The organism is Paraburkholderia phenazinium, assembly GCF_900141745.1.
GTDB classification, from domain to species: Bacteria; Pseudomonadota; Gammaproteobacteria; order Burkholderiales; family Burkholderiaceae; genus Paraburkholderia; species Paraburkholderia phenazinium_B.
Map to the genome: position 1 here is coordinate 1,920,782 of NZ_FSRM01000002.1, position 24,614 is coordinate 1,945,395.

Annotated in this window: 21 protein-coding genes and 2 pseudogenes; 14 read left to right on the plus strand and 9 right to left on the minus strand. The window is 63.0% G+C overall.

The window, feature by feature from the left end:
* The first annotated feature begins 25 nt into the window (after positions 1–25).
* The 5 genes from BUS06_RS28500 (at position 26) to BUS06_RS28520 (ending at position 5,816) form a co-directional block, all read left to right on the plus strand.
* Positions 26–2,659, plus strand: a complete 2,634-nt coding sequence (locus tag BUS06_RS28500) for a circularly permuted type 2 ATP-grasp protein (RefSeq protein ID WP_074267714.1) — start codon at positions 26–28, stop codon at positions 2,657–2,659.
* Positions 2,656–3,549: a transglutaminase family protein gene (locus BUS06_RS28505; RefSeq protein ID WP_074267715.1), complete on the plus strand. Its 894-nt coding sequence runs from the start codon at positions 2,656–2,658 to the stop codon at positions 3,547–3,549. Before BUS06_RS28500 ends, BUS06_RS28505 begins: the two co-directional genes overlap by 4 nt.
* 61 nt (positions 3,550–3,610) lie before the next feature.
* Positions 3,611–4,366 carry a transporter substrate-binding domain-containing protein gene (locus tag BUS06_RS28510; RefSeq protein WP_074267716.1) on the plus strand — a complete coding sequence of 252 codons (756 nt, stop codon included), beginning with the start codon at positions 3,611–3,613 and terminating at the stop codon, positions 4,364–4,366.
* Positions 4,367–4,383: 17 nt separating this feature from the next.
* Entirely contained in the window at positions 4,384–5,052 is a 669-nt protein-coding gene (locus tag BUS06_RS28515) for an amino acid ABC transporter permease (protein WP_074267717.1), read from the plus strand.
* On the plus strand, positions 5,049–5,816 hold the full coding sequence (locus tag BUS06_RS28520) for an amino acid ABC transporter ATP-binding protein (protein ID WP_074267718.1): 768 nt from the start codon (positions 5,049–5,051) through the stop codon (positions 5,814–5,816). Before BUS06_RS28515 ends, BUS06_RS28520 begins: the two co-directional genes overlap by 4 nt.
* A 17-nt stretch (positions 5,817–5,833) precedes the next feature.
* Here the strand turns inward: BUS06_RS28520 and fliD are convergent, their stop codons facing one another.
* The gene (gene fliD / locus BUS06_RS28525) at positions 5,834–7,321 is read right to left on the minus strand and encodes a flagellar filament capping protein FliD (protein WP_074267719.1); all 1,488 of its coding nucleotides are present in this window, start codon (positions 7,319–7,321) and stop codon (positions 5,834–5,836) included.
* A 195-nt stretch (positions 7,322–7,516) separates the two neighbouring features.
* Between fliD and BUS06_RS28530 the strand changes: the two genes are divergently transcribed.
* The 8 genes and pseudogenes from BUS06_RS28530 to BUS06_RS28565 all read left to right on the plus strand — a co-directional run bounded on the left by BUS06_RS28530 (position 7,517) and on the right by BUS06_RS28565 (position 15,540).
* Positions 7,517–7,942 (plus strand): MarR family winged helix-turn-helix transcriptional regulator, encoded by a 426-nt coding sequence (locus tag BUS06_RS28530; RefSeq protein WP_074267720.1) that lies wholly within the window; start codon positions 7,517–7,519, stop codon positions 7,940–7,942.
* A gap of 101 nt (positions 7,943–8,043) precedes the next feature.
* Positions 8,044–8,460, plus strand: coding sequence for a MarR family winged helix-turn-helix transcriptional regulator (locus BUS06_RS28535; protein ID WP_074267721.1), 417 nt, complete (start codon positions 8,044–8,046; stop codon positions 8,458–8,460).
* A gap of 74 nt (positions 8,461–8,534) precedes the next feature.
* Entirely contained in the window at positions 8,535–9,638 is a 1,104-nt protein-coding gene (locus BUS06_RS28540; RefSeq protein ID WP_174567549.1) for an HlyD family secretion protein, read from the plus strand.
* 61 nt (positions 9,639–9,699) lie between these two features.
* A complete protein-coding gene (locus tag BUS06_RS28545; protein ID WP_074267723.1) occupies positions 9,700–11,268 on the plus strand; it encodes a DHA2 family efflux MFS transporter permease subunit in 1,569 nt (522 codons plus the stop codon).
* A 20-nt stretch (positions 11,269–11,288) separates the two neighbouring features.
* Positions 11,289–12,710 (plus strand): efflux transporter outer membrane subunit, encoded by a 1,422-nt coding sequence (locus tag BUS06_RS28550; RefSeq protein WP_074267724.1) that lies wholly within the window; start codon positions 11,289–11,291, stop codon positions 12,708–12,710.
* A 61-nt stretch (positions 12,711–12,771) separates the two neighbouring features.
* A pseudogene (locus tag BUS06_RS28555) lies at positions 12,772–13,956 on the plus strand (thiolase family protein).
* Positions 13,957–14,154: 198 nt separating this feature from the next.
* Entirely contained in the window at positions 14,155–15,093 is a 939-nt protein-coding gene (gene panE, locus BUS06_RS28560) for a 2-dehydropantoate 2-reductase (protein WP_074267725.1), read from the plus strand.
* Between the two features lie 141 nt (positions 15,094–15,234).
* The gene (locus BUS06_RS28565; protein ID WP_074267726.1) at positions 15,235–15,540 is read left to right on the plus strand and encodes a hypothetical protein; all 306 of its coding nucleotides are present in this window, start codon (positions 15,235–15,237) and stop codon (positions 15,538–15,540) included.
* 55 nt (positions 15,541–15,595) lie between these two features.
* On the opposite strand, the gene BUS06_RS28570 is transcribed toward BUS06_RS28565, so the two are convergent.
* The 7 genes and pseudogenes from BUS06_RS28570 to BUS06_RS28600 form a co-directional block, all read right to left on the minus strand.
* On the minus strand, positions 15,596–16,642 hold the full coding sequence (locus tag BUS06_RS28570; RefSeq protein ID WP_074267727.1) for an ABC transporter substrate-binding protein: 1,047 nt from the start codon (positions 16,640–16,642) through the stop codon (positions 15,596–15,598).
* A 20-nt stretch (positions 16,643–16,662) separates the two neighbouring features.
* On the minus strand, positions 16,663–17,790 hold the full coding sequence (locus BUS06_RS28575; RefSeq protein ID WP_074267728.1) for an NAD(P)/FAD-dependent oxidoreductase: 1,128 nt from the start codon (positions 17,788–17,790) through the stop codon (positions 16,663–16,665).
* Positions 17,783–19,216 (minus strand): NAD(P)/FAD-dependent oxidoreductase, encoded by a 1,434-nt coding sequence (locus BUS06_RS28580; protein WP_074267729.1) that lies wholly within the window; start codon positions 19,214–19,216, stop codon positions 17,783–17,785. Before BUS06_RS28580 ends, BUS06_RS28575 begins: the two co-directional genes overlap by 8 nt.
* A 128-nt stretch (positions 19,217–19,344) precedes the next feature.
* Positions 19,345–19,683, minus strand: a pseudogene (locus BUS06_RS38395) ((2Fe-2S)-binding protein); the annotation flags it as partial.
* A gap of 23 nt (positions 19,684–19,706) precedes the next feature.
* Entirely contained in the window at positions 19,707–20,501 is a 795-nt protein-coding gene (locus tag BUS06_RS28590; protein WP_074267730.1) for an ABC transporter permease, read from the minus strand.
* A gap of 22 nt (positions 20,502–20,523) precedes the next feature.
* A complete protein-coding gene (locus BUS06_RS28595; RefSeq protein WP_074267731.1) occupies positions 20,524–21,501 on the minus strand; it encodes an ABC transporter permease in 978 nt (325 codons plus the stop codon).
* Positions 21,494–22,585, minus strand: coding sequence for an ABC transporter ATP-binding protein (locus tag BUS06_RS28600; RefSeq protein WP_074267732.1), 1,092 nt, complete (start codon positions 22,583–22,585; stop codon positions 21,494–21,496). Before BUS06_RS28600 ends, BUS06_RS28595 begins: the two co-directional genes overlap by 8 nt.
* 302 nt (positions 22,586–22,887) lie before the next feature.
* On the opposite strand from BUS06_RS28600, the gene BUS06_RS28605 reads away from it, so the two are divergent.
* A complete protein-coding gene (locus BUS06_RS28605) occupies positions 22,888–23,775 on the plus strand; it encodes an IclR family transcriptional regulator (RefSeq protein WP_074267733.1) in 888 nt (295 codons plus the stop codon).
* A 23-nt stretch (positions 23,776–23,798) separates the two neighbouring features.
* Here the strand turns inward: BUS06_RS28605 and BUS06_RS28610 are convergent, their stop codons facing one another.
* A complete protein-coding gene (locus tag BUS06_RS28610; RefSeq protein ID WP_074267734.1) occupies positions 23,799–24,371 on the minus strand; it encodes a helix-turn-helix domain-containing protein in 573 nt (190 codons plus the stop codon).
* Positions 24,372–24,614 lie beyond the last annotated feature (243 nt).

A 24,614-nucleotide genomic window follows, 5' to 3' on the forward strand; every position in this document is an offset into this window, starting at 1 on the left:
TGAAAACAATTAACCTGACACGACCTTGGCCTTTCAATCGACTTTTCCCTTTGAGGCAACCGCGGCTCACGCGGATGCGCTGTCGCTCCTGCGGGTGCTGCCGGTCCGCGATGGGCATTGGGACGAGTTGCTCGATTCGTCCGGGGCGTTGCGCGAACCGTGGCGGCAGTTTTTCGATCTGCTAGGCGAAGACGGTATCGCCAGGCTTGAAAACAACACCGCCTCGGTCGCGCAGCAGATCCGCGATAACGACATCAGCTACAACGTCTACGCGGACAAGGGCGAGCCACGGCCGTGGGCGCTCGATCTTTTACCGTTGCTGATTGGCGAGGCCGAGTGGGCCGAAATCGAGCGGGGCGTGATGCAGCGTGCGCAGTTGCTGAACGCCGTAGTGGCCGATGTTTATGGCCCACAGACCCTGCTGCAGAATGGGCAGTTGCCACCGGCGCTGGTGTTCGGCCATCCGGGTTATCTGCGTTCCGTGCGCGGCTTTACGCCTCCGGGCGGCCAGTATCTGCACGTTGTCGCCGTTGATCTGGCGCGTGCGTCTAACGGCAACTGGACCGTGATGTCGCATCGTACCGAGGCGCCGTCGGGCCTCGGCTACGCGCTGGAAAACCGGCTGATCGTTTCGAGCCAGTTTGCCGAGCCGTTCCGCTCGCTGCATGTGAACCGGCTCGCGCCGACCTATTCGCAACTGATCGCCACGCTGGTGGAGTCGGCGCGCGCCGTGATGCATGGCGACGCCGCGGACAGTTCCCCGCATATCGCACTGCTCACGCCAGGGCCGTTCAGCGAAACCTATTTCGAACATGTTTTTCTGGCGCGCTACCTGGGCGTGACGCTCGTCGAGGGCAAAGACCTCACGGTGCGCGACGACAAGCTGTATCTGAAGACGCTCGCAGGACTCGAGCGCGTGCACGTGGTGCTGCGCCGCCTCGACGACGCGTTTTGCGATCCGGTCGAGCTACGTGCGGATTCAAGCATCGGTGTGCCTGGCCTGTTGCAGGTGATGCGGGCAGGTAACGTGATCGTCTCGAACGTGCCGGGCTCGGGCTTCGTCGAATCGCCCGCGTTGCACGGCTTTCTGCCGGGCATCGCCGAGGCACTGCTGGGCGAAGATCTGCTGCTGCCGGGCGTGCCGACGTGGTGGTGCGGCGAGGAAGCGGCTCGCGAGCACGCCTTCAGGCGGCTGGATGAAGCCTTTCTCGTGCCGACCTGGCCCGCGGCGCGGCGCGACAGTCCACCTGGACTGGAGCAAGGTCTACAGAATCTCGAAGCGTGGCGCAGCCGTATTGAAGCGCTGCCCGATAACTTCACGATCCAGCTTCCGTTGCCGTATTCGTGCACGCCTCGTTTCGAGGACGGCACACTTGGCCGACGGCCGTCGGTGCTGCGCGTGTATGCCATCGCGGATTTCGACGGCGGCTGGCATGTGATGCCTGGCGGCTTCACGCGCCTCGCGGCGGAACGGCAGGCTACCGTCTCGATGCAGTTCGGCGGCAGCAGCGTCGACACGTGGGTGCTATCGAGCCAGCCGATCTCCACATTCACGCTGTTGCCATCGCCGATGCAGCCCGCCGATCTCGCGCGCAAGCATCGTACGGTGTCGAGCCGTGCCGCGGAGAATCTGTTCTGGGCCGGCCGCTACAGCGAGCGCGCTGAAAACAACGTGCGGCTGTTGCGCCTGATTCTCGGCTCGCTCGAAAGCGCCGACGCGGATGCGATGTTCGAGACGCTGGTCGAACTGGCCTTGTACTGCGGCCTGGTGCAATCCGGCGACGTGCGCGCCGAGGATTCGCTGCAGGCCTTCGAGCGGACGCTGGTGGCCAATCTGCACGAGGCCAACGGCGCGGCCAGCATCGGCCAGGTGCTGTCGGCGCAGGCGCGGGCGAGCGGCGAGATTCGTGGCCGCCTGTCGAACGATCATTGGCGCACGATTCTCGCCGCTCGCAACGATTTCCGCGACGCGTTGCAGAGGCTGATGCCGGCGAGCGTGTCGCAGGCGGGCGGCAATGGTGCGAACGGCGTCGCCGCGTCGGCCGGCAGCGGACGCTATGACCGCTACGACCGCGTCACCTTGATGGATGCGCTCGAACACCTCGCAACCCAACTCTCGGCGATCAGCGGCGCGCAAGGCGACCGCATGACGCGCGACGAAGCGTGGCGTCTGTTGTTCGCCGGCCGGCATATCGAGCGGGTCGCGGCGATGACGTCGATCCTGCGCGTGGTAGCCGACAAAGGACAGCTTGCGACGCCCGCCGGATTCGATCTGCTGCTGCAGCTTTTCGACAGCACGCTCACGTATCGCTCGCTCTATCCGGGGCGTCTCGAAGTTCCGGCGCTGATCGATCTGCTGGTGGTCGAGCCGACCAATCCGCGTGGTTTATACGGGGTCTACGAGCGCCTGTGCGGCAAGCTCGACGAGATTTCGATCGCGGCGGGCAGCGCCCGGAGTCGCTCGTTTGTCGATCTGATGCCGCCGCCCGGCACGCTGCCATCGCTCGAAAGCCTGTGCGAAACGGATGAAAACGGCGCCTATGTCGCACTGATCCAGGTGTGCGACGAACTCGGCGCCTTTGCCGCCGCCGCGGCCAATGAAATCAGCGCGCGCTATTTCAGCCACGCCAACACGCTCGCTTCGCAGGTATCGTCATGAAGACCGCGCAGACCATCCTGTCGGTTTCGCATCGCACCACTTATCGTTATTCGACGTTCGTCGAGACCGCCCAGCATCTGGCGACGATCCGGCCGCTGGAGTGCGAATGGCAGCGTGTCATCTCGCACGAAGAGACGATCGAACCGCAGCCGTCGTATCTGCATAGCCGGGTCGACGCATTCGGCAACGATGTGCTGTACTTCACGCTCGATGCGCCGCACGAACGGTTGCAAATGATCAGCGAAACGACCGTGGAACTGACGCCGCGCTGGACGCAGCTCGATCCGGACACCACGCCGGCTTGGGACGAGGTGGCCGAGGCGCTGCGTTTTCGCGTGGGCGGCGAATTCCGGCCCGAAGTCGAGTTCTGTTTTGCTTCCCCGAATATCACGCTGCGGCCCGCATTGCGTACCTATGCGCTGCCGAGCTTCGCGCCCGGCACGCCGATCGCAGCTGGAGCGATCGACCTGATGCATCGCATTTACGAGGACTTCGACTACAAGCCTTCGGCGACGATGTTCGATACGCCGGCCGAGCGCGCCTTCGAACTCAAGAGCGGCGTGTGCCAGGATTTTGCGCAGGTGATGATCGGCTGTCTGCGCTCGCTTGGGCTGCCGGCGCGCTACGTCAGCGGCTATCTGCGCAACGATCCGCCGCCCGGACAACCGCGCCTGATTGGCGCGGACGCGTCGCATGCGTGGGTGTCGGTGCATTGCCCCGGCAGCGGCTGGATCGATCTCGATCCTACCAATGACGTGCTGGCCGATATGGATCACGTGACGCTGGCCATTGGCCGCGATTACAGCGATGTATCCTTGTTGCGCGGGATGATTCTCGGTGGCGGGGCGCATCGTGTTGAAGTGGGGGTGAGCGTGCTGCCGCTTGAGTGACTCGAGCGTCGCATTGATCCTTGCATCGAGCCTTTCATTGATCCTCTTAAGGAGCGCCGCCTTGAAACTGCATCGCCTGTTGTCTCTCACGTGTTTCGCGCTCGCCGTCACGTTCGCCGGGTTCTCCGGGACCGCTTCCGCGCAAGGCGCCAACGTGCTACAGGTCGCCACTGACGCTACCTTCCCGCCGATGGAGTTCACCGAAAACGGCGCGCGTACCGGCTTCGATATCGACATCATGAATGCGCTGGCGAAGGTGATGGGCAAGACCGTGCAGTGGACCGATATCGACTTCAAAGGCCTGATCCCAGGTCTGATTGCGCACCGCTTCGACATTGCGATTTCGGCGATCTACATCACGGACGAGCGCGCCAAAGTGGTCGACTTCACCGAGCCATACTATGCAGGTGGTCTCGTCGCGCTGGTGAAAACCGATTCGCCCATCAAGGCACTCACCGACCTGAACGGCAAGAAGATCTCGGTGCAGGTGGGCACGAAGTCGGTCAACTTCCTGCGTGACAACTACCCGCAAGTGCAGCGCGTCGAGGTGGAGAAGAATCAGGAGATGTTCGATCTGGTCGGCATTGGCCGTGTCGATGCCGCCGTCACCGGCAAGCCCGCTGCTTATCAACTGGCGAAAACGCGCGGCGGTTTTCGCGTGATCAGCCAGCAGCTCACCACCGAGCAATACGGCATTGCGGTCCGTAAGGACGAGCCTGAACTGAAGACCGCGTTGAACACCGCGCTTGCGAAGATCAAGGCGGACGGCACGTACACGGCGATTGTCCACAAATGGTTCGGCGCCGACGCACAGTAAACGGCTAAGCCATCCAGATGGAACTCGATTTCTCGCCGGTCGTCGCAGGCTGGAGCGACATCGCACACGGTGCGCTCGTTACGGTGGAAGTGACTGCCGCGGCGCTCGCGCTGAGTTGTGTGCTCGGACTTCTTATCGGCATTGGCCGGCTTACGCCGAAACGCCGCGTGCTGTACGGGTTTTGCACCGCTTATCTGACGTTCTTTCGCGGTACGCCGTTGCTCGTGCAACTGTTTTTGCTGTTCTTCGGCTTGCCGCAGTTCGGCATCCTGTTGCCTGCGTTCGTGTGCGGCGTGCTTGGGCTTGGGCTGTATTCGGCTGCGTATGTGTCCGAGATCGTACGCGGGGCGATTCAATCCGTGGACCGCGGGCAAATGGAGGCGGCACGCTCGATCGGCATGTCGTCGGGGCAGGCGATGCGCGCCATCATTCTCCCACAGGCCGTGGTGCGGATGATCCCGCCGCTCGGCAACGAGTTCATTGCGCTGATCAAGAACTCGGCGCTGGTTTCGCTGCTGACGATCGACGATCTCATGCATGAAGGACAGAAGATCATCAGCGTGTCGTACCGTTCGCTCGAGGTGTATCTCGTCATCGCGCTGGTCTATCTCGTGCTGACCCAGGCGACGCATTACGCGCTGCATCGCGTCGAACGCCATCTGCGCGCAGGGGGCATGGTGCAATGAACGACGCATCGCAACCTATCGTTCAGATTCGCGGACTGACCAAATCGTTTGGCTCGCATGTGGTGTTGAACGGCATCGACTTCGACATTCAGCCGCAGCAGGTGGTGGTCGTAATCGGGCCGAGCGGCTCGGGCAAGAGCACGTTTCTGCGCTGCTGCAATGGGCTCGAGCAGGCCGAGGGGGGCACCGTCGATATTTGCGGACATCGTCTGGTGGATCATGGCGTCATGCTCAAGGAGCGCTCGCTCAATGCGTTGCGTGCTGAAGTGGGTATGGTGTTTCAGTCGTTCAATCTGTTTCCGCATCTGTCCGTACTGCATAACATTACGGTGGGGCCGCGCATGTTGCGCGGTTTGAGCAAAGGCGATGCTGACGCCGCGGCGCTGGCGTTGCTTGAGAAGGTTGGCCTTGCACATAAGGCCGATGCGATGCCCGCCAGTCTTTCGGGTGGCCAGAAGCAACGTGTCGCGATTGCGCGCGCTCTCGCCATGCAGCCGCGTGTGATGCTGTTCGATGAGCCCACCTCGGCGCTTGACCCGGAACTGGTTGGGGAAGTGCTGCAGGTGATGAAACTGCTGGCTAGCGAAGGTATGACGATGGTAGTCGTCACGCACGAAATGGGCTTCGCGAGAGAAGTCGCCGACGTCGTCGTAGTGATGGACGGCGGCGTGATTGTCGAAGCCGGACCGCCCTCGGAGATTTTCTCGGCGCCGACTCAACCGCGGACGCAGGCTTTTTTGCAGGCTGTGTTGTCGCGGGGGTGAGGTGTGCGGTTGGCGACCTACTTGTTATTCGCCAACGCCCCATCACTATTCTTCCCGCCAAACAACGCGGTCAGATAGTCTGCGTTGTGGCTGGTCTGCGCCATCAACTGATTGAGCGCCGTGAACTGCGCCTCATACCGCTTGGTGAGCTTGTCCGTGTAATCGGTGAGCTGGTCCTGCTGGGTGGTCAGCGATTTCAGATCAGTAGTGAGCGCTGCGGAGTGCGTATCGAGCAAACCCCCGGTCTTCAGGAACGACGTAAGCGACGTGTCCAGCGACGCAGCCAGACCAGTCTTTGAATTGAAGAGCGCTGAGACCGCTGTCGAGTCGTTGCTCAACGCGCTAGTCAGTCTGGCATCGTCGATCTCGAGCGTGCCGTCTTTCTGAAACGTGATGCCGATCCCTGCGAGATTCGCCGCACCGCTGCCCTGTTTCACGCCGCCGCTCATCGCGCCGGAGAGCGTGTTGCGGATCGCGTTGAGCGTCGAGTCGCCGAGCAGCACGCTACCCTGGGAACCGGCCGCCTTCGTTGCATCGAAACCCGTGAACGAAGCCGCCGCGGTGACGAAGTTGTTGTACGCCGTGACGAACGCGCCAATGGCGGTCTTCTGATCGGTGACGTCCTGCGCGATCGTCAGCGTCTGCGGGCTGCCTACGGCATCGTCGGAGAGGTTCAGCGTCAAGCCGTCGATCGCCGAGGTGACGGTATTGCTCGCACTCGCGATCGCCATGCCGGAGATACTGAAATGCGCGTCCTGGCCGGCAACGCTTTGCTTCCAGTTGCCCGAATCGTCCACTACCGTGGTGGCAGGCGTCGTGGTCGAGGTGCTGGTTTTGACGCTGAGCTTGTTGAGTTCAGCGTCGCTAGAGGTGACCTGCACGTTGATGCCGTTAGCCAGCCCTGTGGAGGTGGAGTGCAGCAACAGATGCGTACCGTCCACGCCGTTGACGACCGTGGCCGACACGCCCGGATTGCCGGATGCCGAGTTGATAGCCGCGGCAATATCAGCAAGCGTGCTCTTGCCCGGTTCGATATTGATCGTGGTGCTGTTGCCGCCCAACGATATCTTCAGCGAGCCAGAGCCGAGCGCCTCTTTGCTGCTGAACGCGCCCGAGGTGATGGACTGCGAGGAGGCAATGTTGTCGACGTCGACCGTGTAGCTTCCAGCCACAGCGCCTTTGCCGGCAGTGGCGGTGAGCCCCTTGCCGCTGGCGGTGGCCGTGAAACTCGAGAAGGCGGTGCCGTTTGCGAGCGGCGTCAAGGCGCTTTGCATCAGCGACAGGACTGACTTCAATGTGCCGAGTGCGGTCAACTGATTGTTGTCGCGCGTCGCCTGGCTGGCGAGCATGGCCGTTTTGCCGGCCACTTTCGCATTGACGAGCGCTGTGACGAGGGCGTTCACGTCAGTGGTCGAGTTGGTCGAGCCGCTGATGATCGATTGCGCGGCTTCCTGGAGTGCCGTGCTCGCTGAACTGGAAGCGGTGTTGCTGGTTACCGTTGTCATGACGTGGTGGCCCCTCGCGTCTTTTTTGATACATAGAAACGGCGGTAAGCGGGCGCTCAAACAAGTGCCCAAGCCGTTCTAACCCCGGTGGATCGATTTGTAAGATATTGTAATAACGTATTCGGGGAGATTACAAGAAGTTTTCGATTTGCTTGCTTCTTGACTCTGTGTGTACGCACATATAGACTCGCTCTCATGACCCGACCTATCTCTTACGACGAGTGCAATTGCTTCGCGCTGCGGCAAGCCGCCCGCTATGTGACGCAGCTTTACGAGCGCCATCTCGGCGAGGTGGGGCTGACGGCTGCGCAGTTCACGATTCTGGCGAAGCTGGCGCGGCGGGCACCGGCGACCATGGTCGAGATGGCCGATTCGATGGTGATGGACCGCACAACGCTGGTGCGAGCGCTCAAACCGCTGCAGCGCGATGGTTTGGTGGTTAGCGAAGCATCGGAGCACGATGGGCGGACCTATCTGCTCAGCTTGTCGGAAGCGGGCAAGGCGACCTTCGCGCAGGGATCCGCGGCATGGCACAACGCGCAGGCCGAGTTCGAAGGAAAGTTCGGCCACGCGAGGGCGAAGGCGTTGCGGGCTGAACTGTTCGGTATGACCGCTGAGTGAAGCGGCCGCCGGACGCGGACGTTAGCGCTGCAAGGCTGTAAGGTTGGCGATCATCTTTTATGCTGGTAAGTGCGTATGCACTTGGAATCAGGATCGACGAGATGCAGGTGTTCCCCGATGACGATTGTTTCGCAATTCGCCAGGCCGCTCGCTACGTGTCGCAGCTTTATGACCGGCATCTCACCGAGGTTGGTTTGACGATCACGCAGTTCTCGATCCTGAGCCGGATCAGTCGCGCGGCGTCGATGACGATGAAGGTATTGGCGGATCAGATGGTGATGGAACGGACCACGCTGGTGCGTGCGATCCAGCCGCTGCAGCGCGATGGCCTGTTGCAGAGTCGCAGCGCGGCAACGAAGGGCAGGGAACTGGCGCTTAGCCTGACCGAGGCCGGTGAGGCGAAACTCGCGGCCGCGCGCGTTTGCTGGCACGCGGCGCAGGACGACTTCGAGCGCCGTTTCGGCGCTCAACGCGCGGCATCGCTGCGGCGCGAGCTGTTCGATATGACCAAGGCCTGATTATCAGGTAAGGGGTGGCGTGGTTTTCACGCTCGCTTTGACCAATATTTAGTGCATACACACACACCATCATCATGTCCACTACACCTTCGACTATTGCTCCGCCCAGCGCCGCCGGCCTCGCAAAACCGGCACGACGTACCCCGTGGATGCTGCTCGCGGTGATTGCCGTGGCCGTGGTTCTGGCCGCGGCGCTGTCGTACTGGTTTGTGATTGGCCGCTTTGTCGAGACCACGGACGACGCCTACGTCGGCGGCGACGTCACGGTGATGGCGCCGAAGGTGAACGGTTTCGTCACCGATCTGCTGGTCCATGACAATCAGCACGTGCAGGTGAATCAGGTACTGATCCGGCTGGATTCGCGCGATTACGATGCGCGTCTCGCGCAAGCTACCGCCGACGTCCAGAGCGCCCAGGCAGCGGTCACCGAGTTGCAGGCCAGGAAGTCGCTGCAACTGGCGACCATCGCCGAGCAGGCGGCCGAGGTGAAGGCATCGGGCGCGGAGTTGACCCGTAGTGCCCAGGACGAGACCCGTTACCGCGAACTCGTCAAGGATGAAGCCGTGTCGAACCAGATCGTCGAGCGCGCCGACGCGGATCTCACCAAGGCGCATGCCGCGGTGGATCGCAGCGGCGCGGCGCTGCTGGCCGCGCAGCGCCAGATCAGCGTGCTCGACGCGCAAATCGGTGCGGCGCAGGCGCGCGTGGCGACGGCGCAGGCGGCACAGCGCGTCGCGGAACTGAACGTCGAATACACCACGATCCGCTCACCGGTGGATGGCTACATTGGTAATCGCACGGCCCAGGTGGGGTTGCTCGCCAATACCGGCGTTTCGCTGCTGACGGTCGTACCTTCGACGGGTCTGTGGGTCGACGCGAACTTCAAGGAAGACCAGTTGAAGAAGATGCGCGTGGGCGATGCGGTCGACGTGTCGCTCGACGCTTCCAGCAAGTCGCTGCACGGCGTGGTCGACAGTTTGGCGCCTGCTACTGGCGCGACCTTTAGCGTCCTGCCCGCAGAAAACGCAACCGGCAACTTCACGAAGATCGTGCAGCGCGTGCCGGTGCGGATACACCTCGAGGTGCCTCCAGACATGCTGGGCGTGCTGCGCCCCGGCTTGTCCGCGACGGTGAAGGTTCATGTCGGCAGCGGCGGCAGCACGCCGGCGCATTCGTGACCGCAGCCCCGAATCGCGCGGCTCTGCGCTCGCGTACACGTCCGTCTGAGACCTGCCGACCATGACCCAACCCTTGAACCCTGCCGACCAGCCCACCCGCACCAAGGCGTTTGCATTCGCGCTGATGTGCCTCGGCTTTTTCATGGCCACGCTGGACATCCAGATCGTCGCGTCTTCGCTGCGGGATATTGGCGGCGGCCTGTCCGCCAGCCAGGACGAGCTCTCGTGGGTGCAGACCTCGTACCTGATCGCGGAGATCATGGTGATTCCGATGTCGGGCTGGCTCACGCGCGTTTTTTCGACGCGCTGGCTGTTTGCGTTCTCTTCCCTCGGCTTCACGATCACCAGCATGCTGTGCGGCCTCGCGTGGGACATCAACTCGATGATCCTGTTTCGCGGCCTGCAAGGCGCACTCGGCGCCGCGATGATTCCTACTGTGTTCACCACCGCGTTCGTGCTTTTCCCCGGCAAACAGCGGTTGATTGCGTCCACCACCATCGGCGCGCTCGCTTCGCTTGCGCCGACTATCGGCCCGGTGATCGGCGGCTGGATCACCGATCAGTGGTCATGGCACTGGCTGTTCTACCTGAACCTCGTGCCGGGCGTATTGGTCACGGTGCTGGTGCCGAAGTTCGTGCACATCGATAAAGTCGAGCTGTCGCTGATAAAAAAAGGCGACTACCTCGGCATGCTGCTGATGTCGCTTTTTCTCGGCTGCCTCGAATACGTGCTCGAAGAAGGGCCACGCAAGAACTGGTTCGGCGACGACGTAATCGTGCTGTGTACGTGGGTCTCCGCCGTCAGCGGGTTTCTATTCCTCGTGCATGCGTTCACGGCCAAAGAGCCGATCGTCGATTTGCGTGCGCTGGCGATCCGCAACTTCGGCATTGGCAGCCTGCTGTCGTTCATCACGGGCATTGGCCTCTTTTGCACGGTGTTTCTGACACCTGTGTTCCTCGGGCGCGTGCGCGGTTTCGATTCGCTGCAGATTGGTATCGCGCTGCTGTCCGTGGGATGTTTTCAATTGATCGCGCTGGTTGCGTATTCGCGGCTCGCACGGGTGATCAACATGCGCTGGCTGATGGTCTTCGGACTCGCGTGCTTTGGTCTGGGCTGCTATCTGTATGTGCCGTTGACTAACCAATGGGGCTGGCAGGAATTGCTGTTGCCGCAGGCGTTGCGCGGTATCGGCCAGCAATTTTGCGTGCCGCCGATCGTCACGATGGCGCTCGGTTCGCTGCCGCAATCGCGGCTGCGCTCGGCAAGCGGGCTGTTCAACCTGATGCGAAACCTGGGCGGTGCTATCGGCATTGCAGTGAGCAGCACGATGCTCAACGACCGCCTGAACCTGCACTACCAACGGCTCGACGAGCACGTCACCGCCGGGCGTCCGATAGTCGAAGGGTTACTGCAACAGCAGGCTGCGCGGCTCGCCGCGATCGGCGGCGACACGCTCAATGCTGGCCATGCGGGACTGGACTTGCTGCACACGCTTCTGATGCGCGAAGCGCTGGTGCTGACCTTCTCCGACGCCTATCTTGCGGTGGCGCTTTGTTTTGTGGTGGCTTTGGTGAGCGTGGCGTTTTCGCGTCCGTTCGGCCTGAACGTGCCGCCTCCCGACGCTCATTAGAAATTGATCAGGATAGCGATATGAAATCGATCGCAGCATATAGCATGGCGAGTGCGCTGCTTCTGGGACTCGCGGCCTGTGCGGTACAGCCCGAGACGCACGCGGATCTGCCGCACTCGGCTCAGGCTGTGGCGCCCACCGCGTGGAGCGTCGACGCACCGCAAGATACGGTGGACGCAAATACCTGGTGGACGCATTTCGGCGACCCGGTGATGCATCAACTCGTCGAGTCGGTGCTGAACAGCAATCTGGATGTGCAGGCTGCGGTGGAGCGTGTCAAGCAGGCACAGGCCGTCACCACGCAGCAACGCTCGACGTTGCTGCCCGAACTCGATGCTACGGCGACGGCCGCGGACCAACGGGAGAATGCGCCGCCACCGCTTGGCTATGTACGTCAGGCTGGCTTCGGCGTAGCGGCGAGCTGGACGCCCGACGTCTTCGGCGGCGAGCGGCTCGCGGTGCTGGCTGCCGAGGCTCAGGTTTCGGGCCGTGAGGGTGCGCTCGACGAACTGCGCCTCGCGCTCGCGGCCAACACTGCGTCGGCCTACATCGATCTGCGTTGGGCGCAGTCGGAGCTGCAGATCCTGAACGACAACGAGCAGATTCGAAGCCGGGCGTTGAAGCTGACGCAAGAACGGCTGCACTATGGCCTGTCGACGCAGCTCGACGTCGCCCGTGCGCAGAACCAGTTGCAGGACCTGCAGGCGCAGATTCCGCATGTGCAGTCGACGATCCAGCATCAGTTGAGTCTGATCGCGGTTTACTCGGGACGTACGCCGGAAAGCGTCAATGACCTGCTGCTGACCACGGCGCGCGATATCCCCGTGCCGGCGCAAAGCGTGCCGCAAGTTCTGCCCTCCGAAGCATTGTTGCGCCGTCCCGATGTGCGGACTGCCTATGCGAGCGTCGAACAACGTGCAGCGGAAGTGGGGCAGTCGAAGGCGCAACGTTATCCGCAGTTCAATCTGAATCTCGCGGATGGTTTGCTGGCGTCGTCGTATCTCGGCTTGCCAACCCTGACCGACAACCTGTTTAGCGCCGCCTTGAACGCGACCAGCCCGATTTTCAACGCGGGCCGTATCACCGCCAATATCGACGAGCACCAAAGCAAGCTGCGCGAATCGCAACTCGGCTTGCAGCAGACGATGCTGCAGGCGCTCAAGGAAGTCGAAGACACGCGCAGCGATCTGGTCAGCGATTCCACGCAGGTGGAGCGCCTGGGCGGTGCACTCGATGCATCCGGTCATGCGCTGCGGCTGTCTACCGAACTCTATAAGGACGGCGCTTCCAGCTTCCTCGACGTGCTGGCTGCGCAGGAAGCGTATCTGCGGGACTCCGAAGCATTGAATCAGGCGAAGCGCGAGCATGCGCTGGCGGCGGTGGCGTTGTACCGGTCGTTGGGCGGCGGATGGGATGCGCCGGCGGCGGTGGCCGCCAATTGAGGCACGCTTGCCTCGCGCATGCGGGGCGTAGGCGTGCGGTACTTCATAGCGGGAGATGATGATGAGCAAGCGAGATGTAGTGATCTGCAATCCGGTGAGAACGCCGATTGGTGCTTACAACGGGACGCTAAAAGAGGTGCCGGCGACGGATCTCGGTGCCGTTGCGGTGCGCGAGACGCTGAGTCGCAGCGGTCTTGCGGCAGAGCGACTGGGCTCGGTGGTGCTGGGTAATGTGATCCAGGCCGGCAACCGGATGAACCCGGCGCGTCAGGCGGCAATCGGCGGCGGTGTGCCGGTCGCGGTACCGGCGTTGACCGTGAACCGTGTCTGCGGTTCAGGCGCGCAGGCTATCGCATCGGCGGCAAATGAAATCTGGCTAGGTCTGGGCGACGCCGCGGTGGCGGGCGGCATGGAAAACATGGACCGTGCACCGTATCTGCTCGACGGAGGCCGCTGGGGCTATCGGATGGGCAACGCTCAGGTGCACGACAGCATGCTGCGCGATGGTTTGCTGGATGCGTTTTCCGGCGAGCATTCCGGCTGGCATACCGAAGACCTCGTGACGCTGATGGACATCACGCGCGAGGCGCAGGACCGCTGGGCCGCACGTTCGCAACAGCGTTTCGCGGCGGCGCAGGAGCGCGGCCTGTTCGATGCCGAGGTAGTGAGCGTGCAGATCGAAGGACGCAAGGGACCGCAGCCATTCTCACGCGACGAGCAACCTCGTCCGGACACCACGGTGGAAACGCTGGCCAGGCTGCGTCCGGCGTTCCGCCACGACGGCACGATTACCGCCGGTAACGCGCCGGGTCTGAACAGCGGTGCGGCAGCGATGGTGGTTGCGGAGCGCGGCTTTGCTGAGTCGCACGGTATCGAGCCGTTTGCGCGGCTCGTCGCGTACGGCGTGGCGGCGGTCGAGCCCGGTATGTTCGGGCTTGGACCGGTGCCGGCCGTACAGATGGCGCTGGCGCGCGCCGGCTGACAGTTGAAGGACGTCGAGCGGGTCGAGATCAACGAGGCCTTTGCCGCTGTGCCGATTGCCGTGTTGCGCAGGCTCGGCCTCGACGAAGCGGTCGTCAATGTCGAAGGTGGGGCGATCGCACACGGTCATCCGATCGGCGCAACGGGCGCCGTGCTGACCACTCGTCTGATCCACTCGATGCGCCGCGATGGCCTCAAGCGCGGGATCGTGACGTTGTGCATCGGCGGCGGCCAGGGCATCGCGCTGGCGCTCGAAATTCTCTGAGCCTTGCGAAAGCGGAGCGGCGTCGCCACCAATGCGCGCGCGCAGGGAGGCGAGCTGCCCAATGCACACCGCGTCGATGCGGACCGGGAATTTTTGCTACATTCACGCAGATGCGCCGGTTCGCGTCCCGCGGCCTTCAGGCGGCGGGCGGCACAGTGCCCGTGAACGGCGCAACACATTCTCCCGAGAGACAAAGCGATGCGAATTCTAGTTGTAGGTGCAGGTGCGGTGGGCGGCTACTTCGGCGGCCGTCTGGTTCAGGCTGGCCGTGACGTGACATTCCTCGTGCGAGCCGGCCGGGCCGAAGAGTTGCGGCGTGCCGGCCTTGTCATCAAGAGCGCGCACGGCGACGCCACGCTGCGTGACGTCAAGACCGTGCAGACAGGCGATACCGCCGAGCCGTTCGATCTGGTCGTGCTGAGCTGCAAGGCCTACAACCTCGACGATGCGATCGCGTCGTTCGAACCTTTCGTTGGCTCGTCGACGGTGATCATGCCGTTGCTCAACGGCATGCGGCACATCGATATCCTTACGCAGAAGTTCGGCGCAACGCGTGTGCTCGGTGGTCAATGTTTTATCGCAGCGACACTCAACCGCGAGCGCGAGATTGTTCACCTGAACGAATCTCAGGCAATCTCTTTTGGCGAACTGGAAGGCGGCCTGTCGGAGCGCGTGCGCGCAATTGGCGAGGTCATGTCCGGCGCAGGTTTCGACGTCGCGACGAGCGACAATATTCTGCTGGGCATGTGGGAAAAGTGGGTGTTCCTTGCAACGCTCGCGGCGAGCACGTGCCTGTTCCGTGGCGCAGTGGCCGATATTCTGAGTGCGCCGGATGGCCGTCGCGTGATTGAAGGCGTGCTCGGCGAATGCCGCGCCGTGGCGGAGCACAACGGCTTCTCGATGGGGCCGAAGTTCGACGCGCGTGCCAACCAGACACTGTTCACTCCTTCGCCGTTGACGGCTTCCATGCTGCGCGATGTCGAAAATCACGCCCGCACGGAAGCGGACCACATTCTCGGCGATCTGATCCAGCGCGGCGGATCGGCGCAACAGCGCGATTCAGGGCTGTCGCTGTTGCGCATCGCCTATAGCCATTTGAAGGCCTACGAGGCTCGTCAGGCACGCACGGCTGAATAGTCGGGCAATAGTCGGGCGTTGGGGCGCCGCTGGCGAGGTTTTGCGGCGCACGGCGCACAGCACGCGGTAGAACGAAACATGCCATGCAGTAGAATCGATCAGGCCGCGAACGCAGCGGCGGTCGTTCAACAGGAGGGCATGATGCCGAGTCCAACGGGATCCGTGGTGGCGCTGAGTTCGGCGTCGGCGACGACGTTTTCGATCGGTATCGTCTATCTCGGCTACTGGGGGATCCACGAGCCCGCGCCGTGGAGATTCACCGATGCGCTGGTGGTCCTGTGCGCGCTGGGCGGTTTCGCCTGCCTCGGTCTCGTGCCGTGGATGGCAACCCGCCCGGTCGAGTCGGAGAGTAACGACGCCGGGATTCGCGTGGCCCGACGTCTGTTTTTGGCTGGCGTGTGCGCGATCTGGTTCTCGGTGTCGCTTTCCGTCATGATGTCCGCTTAAGCGCGGCGCGCTGCAGCGACGCTGCAACGCACCACGCACCGCGCACCGCGGGTATTTACTGCTCGATCTGCCGGTTCCAGCGCGTATCCCACTGCGCGCGGTGCGCGTTGATCGCATCCCAATCCACCACCGTCACCTTGTGCAGCAGATCCTCGACATTGCCGAGGCTTTGCTGCATGGCGGGCGGCATCTTCGCGAGGCGGTTGGTCGGAATCTGCTTGCCGGCGTCGGCCGCCTTGGTCTGCGCAGGAGCGGACAGCAGGAATTGCGCGAGCTTCTGGGCGAGCGCCGGGTCCGGGTTGTTGTTCACCACGCACAGGTCGACCAGCAGTAGCACCGCACCTTCCTTCGGATTCGCGTAAGCCACCGGAATGCCCTTGTCCTGCAGATCGCTGACACCGGTCGGCGTGAGCGGGAACAGAGCGGCCTCACCTGTCTGCACCATTTCCGAGATCTTGGCCGAGTTGGGGATGTACTCCGCGACGTTCGGCCCGACGGTCGTGGACCACTTCGTAAAGGCGGGTTCGACGTTCTGCTCGCTGCCGCCCATCACACGATTGATCGCGAGGAAGCCATGCAGGCCGAACGTGCTGCTCGACTCCGACTGGAACACCACTTTGCCCTTGTACTTCGGATCGGCGAAATCCATCCATGAGGTCGGCGGCGCCCAGCCCTTTTCGGCAAACAGCTTCTTGTTGTACGCAATGCCGGTCATGCCGAGTTGCACGCCTGCGCCCATATCGTCTTTCATGCGCGCGAACGGGTACAACTCCTTGAGCACCGGTGCGTCGTCGAGCTTTTTGCAGACGCCCATGCTGACCGCGCGCGCCATCACGCCATCGTCGAGAAACACCACATGAATCTGCGGATTGGCCTTGTTGGCGAGCAGCTTGGCGAGGATATCGGACGACGTGCCCGGCACCACGACCACCTTCACGTCATTGGCTTTTTCGAAGTCGGGGAATACCTGGCTCGTATAGGCCTTCTCCATCGGGCCACCGTTCATGCCGATGTAGATCGTTTTGGTCTGCGACCACGCCGGCGTCGCAGCACCGAAGGCACACAATGCGGCGAGCGCCGCCATGGTCCGGAATAGTTTCATGATGGATCTCCTGGGTTTGACTAGAGAGCGTGCAGGGTAGGGACGGAGGTGAAACGATCGATTGCAAATGCGTCTAGCGGCGTAGAGGTCGCGCCGCGGATAATCAGATCGGCGAGCACTTCGCCGACTCCGGGCGCGAGCAGAAAGCCGCCGCCCGAGAAGCCGAACGCGTGCAGCAGGCGCGGCACGGTGCGGCTCGCGCCGATTATCGGGTTGCTGTCCGGCGTCTCGCCTTCCACGCCGCTCCATGTGCGGATCAATAGCGCGTCGCGCAGCGCAGGCAACAACGCGCAGGCATCGCGCATGACGGCGCGGGTGGTGTCGGTGGAGGGCTGGCCGTATTCGCCGTCGCCGTGTCCACGACCGCCGCCGACCACGCAGTTGCCGCGTGCAACTTGCCGCGCGTAGATGCCGCCGCCGTACACGCCCAGGTTGTGCGTGATGAAGAGCGGCAGTGGCTCGGTGACCCACATGTTCGGGTAGATCGGCTTCATTGGCACGCTTTCGCCAAAGGATGCGGCGATCTTGTCGGCCCATGCGCCGGCAGAATTGATCAACCAGTCCGCAGTGAAATGCTGATCGCCCGCGCGTAACTGGAAGTGCGTGCCGTCGTGGCTAACTTCGGTCAGTTCGGTCTGCTCACGGATATCCGCACCTGCGGCACGCGCAGCGCGAGCGAAGGCCGGCGAGACGAGGCGCGGGTTCGCGTGCCCATCGCTGGCACACAGCGAGCCGCCGATGGCCGCGGCGCCCAGCCACGGGTAACGGCGCCGGAATTCGTTGCCGCCGATCACTTGCGGATCGAGACCGTGCGTGCGCGCCATCCGGGCCCACGTTTCGAGCGCGGCGAGATCGGACTCGCTGCGTGCGAGCCGCAAATGGCCGGAGACTACAAACTCGCCATCGATGCCGATCAGTTCAGGCAAGCGGTCCCAGACGCGCCGTGCCCGCATGGCAAGCGGCATCTGTTCGGCCGGCCGCCCTTGGCAACGCACGCCCCCGTAATTGACGCCACTCGCCTGGGCGCCACAGAAGCGCCGTTCGAAGAGGCCCACGCGCAGGCCGCTTTTGGCGAGCGCAAGCGCAGCCGAGGCGCCGACCAGGCCGCCGCCGGCAATCGCGACGTCGTAGTGCAGAGGCTTATTCATCGCGGGCCTCTTCGGGTATCTCGGCGACGTCGTCGGCATACAGCGCGGGAGAGAGCGGAATCGGCTTGACCGGCGGCTGGCTGCGCAGCCGGCCGACCGCTTCCAGCGGCTTGCCGGTTTCCGCGCTCAGCAGGGCAAGCGCGGCTTCGCCACACATGCGTCCCTGGCAGCGGCCCATGCCGACGCGGGTCAGCGCTTTCAGGCGGTTGATCTCGGTTGCTCCACCGCTGCGGATGCAGCCGCGCAGCGCGCCCGCGTTCACTTCTTCGCAACGGCACACGGTCATCTCGTCAGGCCATTGGGATGCAATGCCGGCGGGCGGCGCGAAGGCGGCTTCGAGGCCCTGGCGGAACACGGTGATGCGCTGCAAGCGGCGCTCGAGCGATGCTGCGCCGGGCATGTTGGGGCCACGGGGATGGGCGATACCCAGATCGTCGAGGACGGCGAGAGCGGTGCGGCGTCCTGCGAGTTCCGCGGCATCGGCGCCGGCGATTCCCGCGCCGTCGCCGGCCAGGTAAATGCCTGGCACCGAGCTGCGTCCAGCGGCGTCGAGTTCGGGCAGCCAGCAACGATTCTGCGCATCGAAGCGGAAACGGCAGCCGGCCAGATCGGCGAGCTGGGTCTCCGGACGCAGGCCGAAGCCGAGGCCCACTGCGTCGCAGACGAGGGTCTCCTCAGTTGCGCCGTTGCCCGCACCGTGCCAGGCGATGGATTTGACGTGGTGCCCACCGCCGATGCCGACGAGCGTCACATTGCGCTCGATCCGCACGCCATGCGCCTGCAACCAGCCCACGTAGTACAGCCCCTTCGCCAATGTGACGGGCTGGCGTGCAAGTTTCGGCGCAGCGGCGATCTGCTGCGAGAACGCGCTGGTGTCGAGCACGGCCACGACCTGCGCACCGGCTTTCACGTACTGATACGCGACGAGGTACAGCAAGGGACCGGTGCCCGCCAGCACGACGCGCTGGCCGATCGCGCAGCCCTGCGACTTCAGCGCGACCTGTGCGCCGCCGAGCGTATAGACGCCCGGCAGGGTCCAGCCGGGTATGGGTAGCACGCGGTCGGTGGCGCCGCTGGCGATGATCAGATGCGTGAACGGCACGCCGGTTTCGCGTCCCGCGTGCAACGTGTCGAGGCGGCCTTGCCCGCAGGACCACGCCAGCGTGTCGGGCCGGTAGTCCAGATGCGGCAGCAGCGCCGCCATTGCTGTATGCAGGGCGTCGGCCTTGCGGGCTTCGAAACCGTAGAGGGTTTGCTTCGTGCGTTCGAATGCGGCATTGGCGGGCGGCTGGCGATAGATCTGTCCGCCCCAGCGCGCATTTTCATCGAGCACCACGGGGCGTACGCCCGCTGCAACGAGCGTTTCGGCGGCGCGTACGCCGGCTGGTCCCGCGCCTACGATCACCACGCGTTGTTCGTGCGTCATGGCGTGGCTCCGTCGGCGGCTGCATTGCCAGCATCTCCGTTACCGGCGTTACCGGCGTCCGCAGCAGTACCGGCAGTACGAGCAGCATCAGCGTCCCCAGCAGCACCAACGTTACTCGCGGCATTCACCGCGCAGCCAACCGGCGCAGCGCTGTGCGTAACAATGCGCATGCCTTGCGTGAGCAAAGTGGAACATGCCCGCAGACGAACACCATCTTCGCTGCGCACCCAGCAATCCTGGCACGCGCCGATCAGGCAAAAACCGGCACGTGGTTCGCCACTGAATTCGCTGCGACGGACCTCGCGCTGCTGCGTCAGAATCGCAGTCAGCACAGTGTCGCCGTTCAAGGCACTAACCGGCTTGCCATCAAGCACGAAAGCGAGCGGCGCGCGCCGCAGCTCCGCGACGCGTACGAATTGCGGGCGGTGTTCAGCGGAGGATTCAGGTACGTGCAGCGTGCCGGACATGGTAGGCGAAGCAGAAGAAGTCATCAGTGCTGCCCGATCAAAATGCGATTGAGCCCATACACGCGGTCGAGCAGCAGCATCGCGCCGGCCGTGATAAAGATCACCAGCGCAGAGACGGAGGCCATCATCGGATCGATCGATTCGGTCGCATACATGTACATGCGCACCGGCAGCGTGATGGTTTGCGGCGAGGTGACGAAGATCGACATCGTCAGTTCATCGAAGCTGTTGATGAAAGCGAGCAGCCATCCACCGGTGATGCCGGGCAGGATCATCGGAAAAGTGATGCGGCGGAACGTGGTCCACGCATCCGCACCGAGCGACGCGGCCGCATGCTCGACGCTGCGATCGAGACCACTGACCGAGGCGAGCACGAGCCGCATCACAAACGGCGTGATGATGATCATATGGGCCAGCACGAGCCATGCGAACGAGCCGGTTGCACCGATCAGCGCGAAAAAGCGCAGCAACGCAATGCCCAGCACGAGACCGGGAATCACCAGCGGCGACAGCAGCAAACCGTTCAGAAAGCCGCGCCCAGGAAAGCGCGCCCGGCCGATGGCAAGTGCAGCCGGCAGCGCGACGATCAGCGACAGCGTGGCCGACGCGAAGGCAAGCTTGAGACTGTTGAAGAACGCCGAGATGAAGTCGGGATAGTCGAGGATCGCGCGGAACCAGCGCAGCGAGAAACCGTGCGTGGGCAACGTCAGCGTCTCGTCGGGCGTGAAGGCGACCAGTACCACGATCGCAAGGGGAGCCAGCACGAACAGGATCACGAGCGCATGAAAGAGTAGCGCGAGAGGGCCGTTTTTTCTCATCGTAGTCTCGTCGTCTGGTGGATTAGCCCATGCTCCGGGCGTACCTGCGCTCCAGCAGCCGGTAGTAGGTCAACATCACGATCAGGTTCGCAATCAGCAGCAGCACGGCGATGGTGGCGCCGAGCGGCCAGTTCAGCGAGCTGAGGAATTCGTCGTAGACGGCCGTGGCGGCCACCTTCAGGCGTCGTCCACCGAGCAGGCCCGGAATCGCAAAGGCGCTCGCGGACAGGCCGAACACCATCAGGCTGCCGGACAGGATGCCCGGCGTCAGTTGCGGCAACACGATGCGCCGCAGCGTCGTGGCAGGCGAGGCCATCAGCGACAGTGCGGCGTTTTCGGTTTGCGGGTCGAGCTTCTGCAGGGCTGTCCACACGGGGATCACCATGAACGGCAGCATCACGTGCACGAGAGCGATGACGATCGCGAAGGTCGTGTATTCGAGCTTGTATGGTCCGAGACCCACCAGGGCGAATGCCTGATTCACCAGGCCGCCCGGATTGAGCAGCATGCTCCAGCCAAATGCCCGCACCACCACCGACACCAGCAACGGCGCCAGGATCACCAGCAGGAACAGCGAGCGCCACGGATCGCGCATGCGCGACAGGACATACGCTTCGGGTGTGCCGATCACCACGCACAACAAGGTCGTCACGAACGCAATGCCGAAAGTGCGCAGGAAGATCGTGTGGAAGTAGCTCGACGTCAACACTTCCGCGTAGTTGCCGAACTGGAATGCAGCAATCGGACCACTCGCAGGATCGAAGCGGTAGAAGGTCAGCACGAGCGTCATCGCGAGCGGGATCAGCACCAGCGCTGCGAAGAGCAGGAAGGCGGGTGCGCACATCAGCCATAGCGGGACAAAGGCATGCCATGGCGCGCGGCGTGTGCTTCCGGCGCGGTGACCACTATCGCCGTTGCTGCCGTTGCCGCTCTCGTTGGCGTTGCCTGTGCTATCGGCGTTGTTCGCGTTATCAGAGGAAAGAGGCGGCGCGCTAGCCATGGCGTGCCTCCCGCTGCACGAAGCGGATCGCGTCGCTATTCCAGTCCACGCCGACCGTGGCGCCTTCCGCTAAAGGTTCCGTACCTTCGTTCTGGCAACACACCAGCACTTCGCCGAGCTTCGAGTCCACCCGGTACAGCCATTGGCTGCCCAGGAAAAAGCGGCTGGTGACGGTGGCGGGCAGACGTCCCGCGCCCGCTGCGCAGAGCCGTAGTTTTTCGGGGCGAATGCATAGGGTGACGGCATCGCCGATGTTGACGACGCGCTCGCGCATCGGCAGTTGTGCGGTATTGCCGGTCTCGGCGAGATCGTGGCCGAGGTCGATGCGGATGTCGTTGCCATCGCGCGCGACGATCTTGCCCGGCAGCATGTTGGCCTTGCCGATGAACTGCGAAACGAAGTGGTTTTCGGGGCGCTCATACGCGCGATACGGCGTATCGACCTGCGTGATGCGACCCGCTTCCATCACGACGACGCGGTCGCTGATCGACAGCGCTTCCGACTGGTCGTGCGTGACCATGATGGTGGTCGTGCCGATCTTGCGCTGGATCGCGCGCAGTTCGAACTGCATGTCCTCGCGCAACTTGGCGTCGAGATTCGACATCGGTTCGTCGAGCAGCAGCACGGGCGGCGCGATGACGATGGCGCGCGCCAGCGCCACACGTTGCCGCTGGCCGCCGGAGAGTTCGCGTGGAAAGCGGTGTGCGAGCGTGTCGAGCCGCACCAGTGCCAGCGCTTCACGTACCCGTTCGGCGCGTTCGGTTTTGCCGATGCCGCGCATTTCCAGACCGAAAGCGACGTTCTGCGCGACGCTCATGTGCGGAAACAGCGCGTAGCTCTGGAACACGATGCCGAGTCCACGCTGGTTAGGCCTGGTATGTGTGATGTCGCGGCCATCGAGCACGATGCGCCCGCGTGTGGTCTCGACGAAGCCCGCGATCATCTGCAGCGTGGTGGTCTTGCCGCAACCGGAAGGACCGAGCAGCGAAACGAATTCGCCCTTTTCCACCGACAAATTGACGTCGGCGACGGCATGCAGGTCGCCGAACGTTTTCGTCACGTCCGTGAGTGTGAGGAACGACATGATGTGGCCTTTCGGTGGCTCGGCACCGGCTGAATCGACAACGCTTCTGATGGAGCCGACTCTAGCTAGCCAAATTATGCGTCGTCAAATGCAAATTCCGTTTGGCGGTATAAGAATGGAAAAAATTCCATTGATCGGAATGAATTGTTCGGAATGGCGGTGCATCATTCCGCTCTGTGATACGCGAGGAATCCCCAATATTCAGGAGGAAGTGCGTGCGCGAGGGTAGCGGACGGCTATTCCATTGACGAATAAAAATCTTTATAGTGTTCCGTACAGTGGAATAAGTTTGAGGAAAAACTATGAATGCTGCCGCAAAGCGAGGGGTTGCTCATGCCGACACGCCCGATGCCCCCGACGCACCCGACGCACCCGGCACGGGCATGCTGCAGCGCTCGTTTGCCGTCATCCGCGCCTTGGCCGATGCGCAACCCGATGGCGGGCGCGTCACCCGGCTAGCGAAAGCGGTGGGGCTGACCCAGGGCACGGTACACCGCATCCTGCACGCGCTGATCGCGGAGGGAATGGTCGAGCAGGACGAGAATTCGAAGCTGTATCGCCTGAGCGTCGAGTTCTTTGCGCTCGCGGCTCAGGCGGGCAATCCGAGCGGCATGCGCACGCTGTGCCGGCCGGCGTTGTTGCGATTGTGCGCGAGCCTTGGCGACACGATTTTCCTGCTGGTCAAAAGCAGTTTCGACGCGGTGTGTCTGGACATCTGCGAAGGGCCGTTCCCGATTCGCTCGTTCACCGGCGATATTGGCGGGCGCGTGGCACTTGGCGTTGGGCAGGGGAGTCTCGCGATTCTGGCGTTTCTTCCGGAAGCCGAGCGTGAGGAAATCATTCGCTTCAATGTGCCGCGCATTCGCGGCTACGGCGTGCTCGACGAAGTCTATTTGCGTACCGAAATCGAACGGGTGCGGCAACTCGGGTACGCAGGCCGCAATAGCGGCGTGCTGGACGGCATGGCCGGCGTGGCGGTGCCGATTCTCGACCGCACCGGCGTGGCGGTGGCGGCGCTCAGCGTCGGAACGCTAGCCGCGCGTCTCGGCGACGACCGTCTGCCGATGGTGGTCGAATTATTGCGGCGCCAGGCTCAGGCACTCGGACCGCAGACCAACCCGTTCGATGTGGCATTGCGCCGGCCAATGCATGGCCTCTCACGTGTCATGACGAACGAGCGGGTGGCCTGACCGAAGGTGGCGGGGCGCCCTTATCAGAACAATCTCGGTGTTCCGACCCAAACCACCAGCGATTCGCCGCGCGCCGTATTGGCCCAGCTATGCGGCACGGTCGACTCGTAGTGCGCGCTATCGCCTGCCTGTAGCGCAAATGTCTTGCCTTCCAGTGTCAACGAGACCTTGCCGCTGATCACATACAGAAATTCTTCGCCTGCATGGGTGTTCACCTCGGAGCGTTTCTGTCCTGGGGGCATCTTCACCAGAATCGCTTCGAGCTGACGGCCGCCTGTCAGGTTGGTCAGGCGCGCGAACAGGTTCGCAGAGTCGGCGAAACCGAAAAACTTCAGCTGGTTGCCGCGGCTGACCGAGCGTTCTTCGCTGGGCGTGTCGACGAAATACTGCACGGTGACGCCGAGCGCGCTGGCGATCCCCGCTAGCGACGTCAGCGAAGGCGTGGCGAGGCCGCGTTCCACCTGCGAGAGGAAGGGTTTTGAAATGCGTGCTGCTGTGGCTGTGTCATCGAGTGTGCGCTTCAGCCGCTGGCGCAGCGCGCGTATCTTGCTACCCAGCTCGAGGGCCGGATTTTTGTTTTCAGTTTTCGTGACCATAGCGAGATGAATCAGCCCGTCAAAATATGTTTGATTTAAGTAAACAAAATTTGATAGCCTTGTAGGCCATCGCACTAGCGCGAGTATGCCCGGGGGCGTTTTTTTTCGAAATAAACTCTCTATAGTGCCAGAAGCCCATTCTGGTCGGCAGTTTGCTCAGTGACAGGTGCCGTCCGGAGGCGCAGCAGAGGATAGCAGCGTCTATTTGGAATTCGCACCATTCATGCATCTGGCGCTTAAATT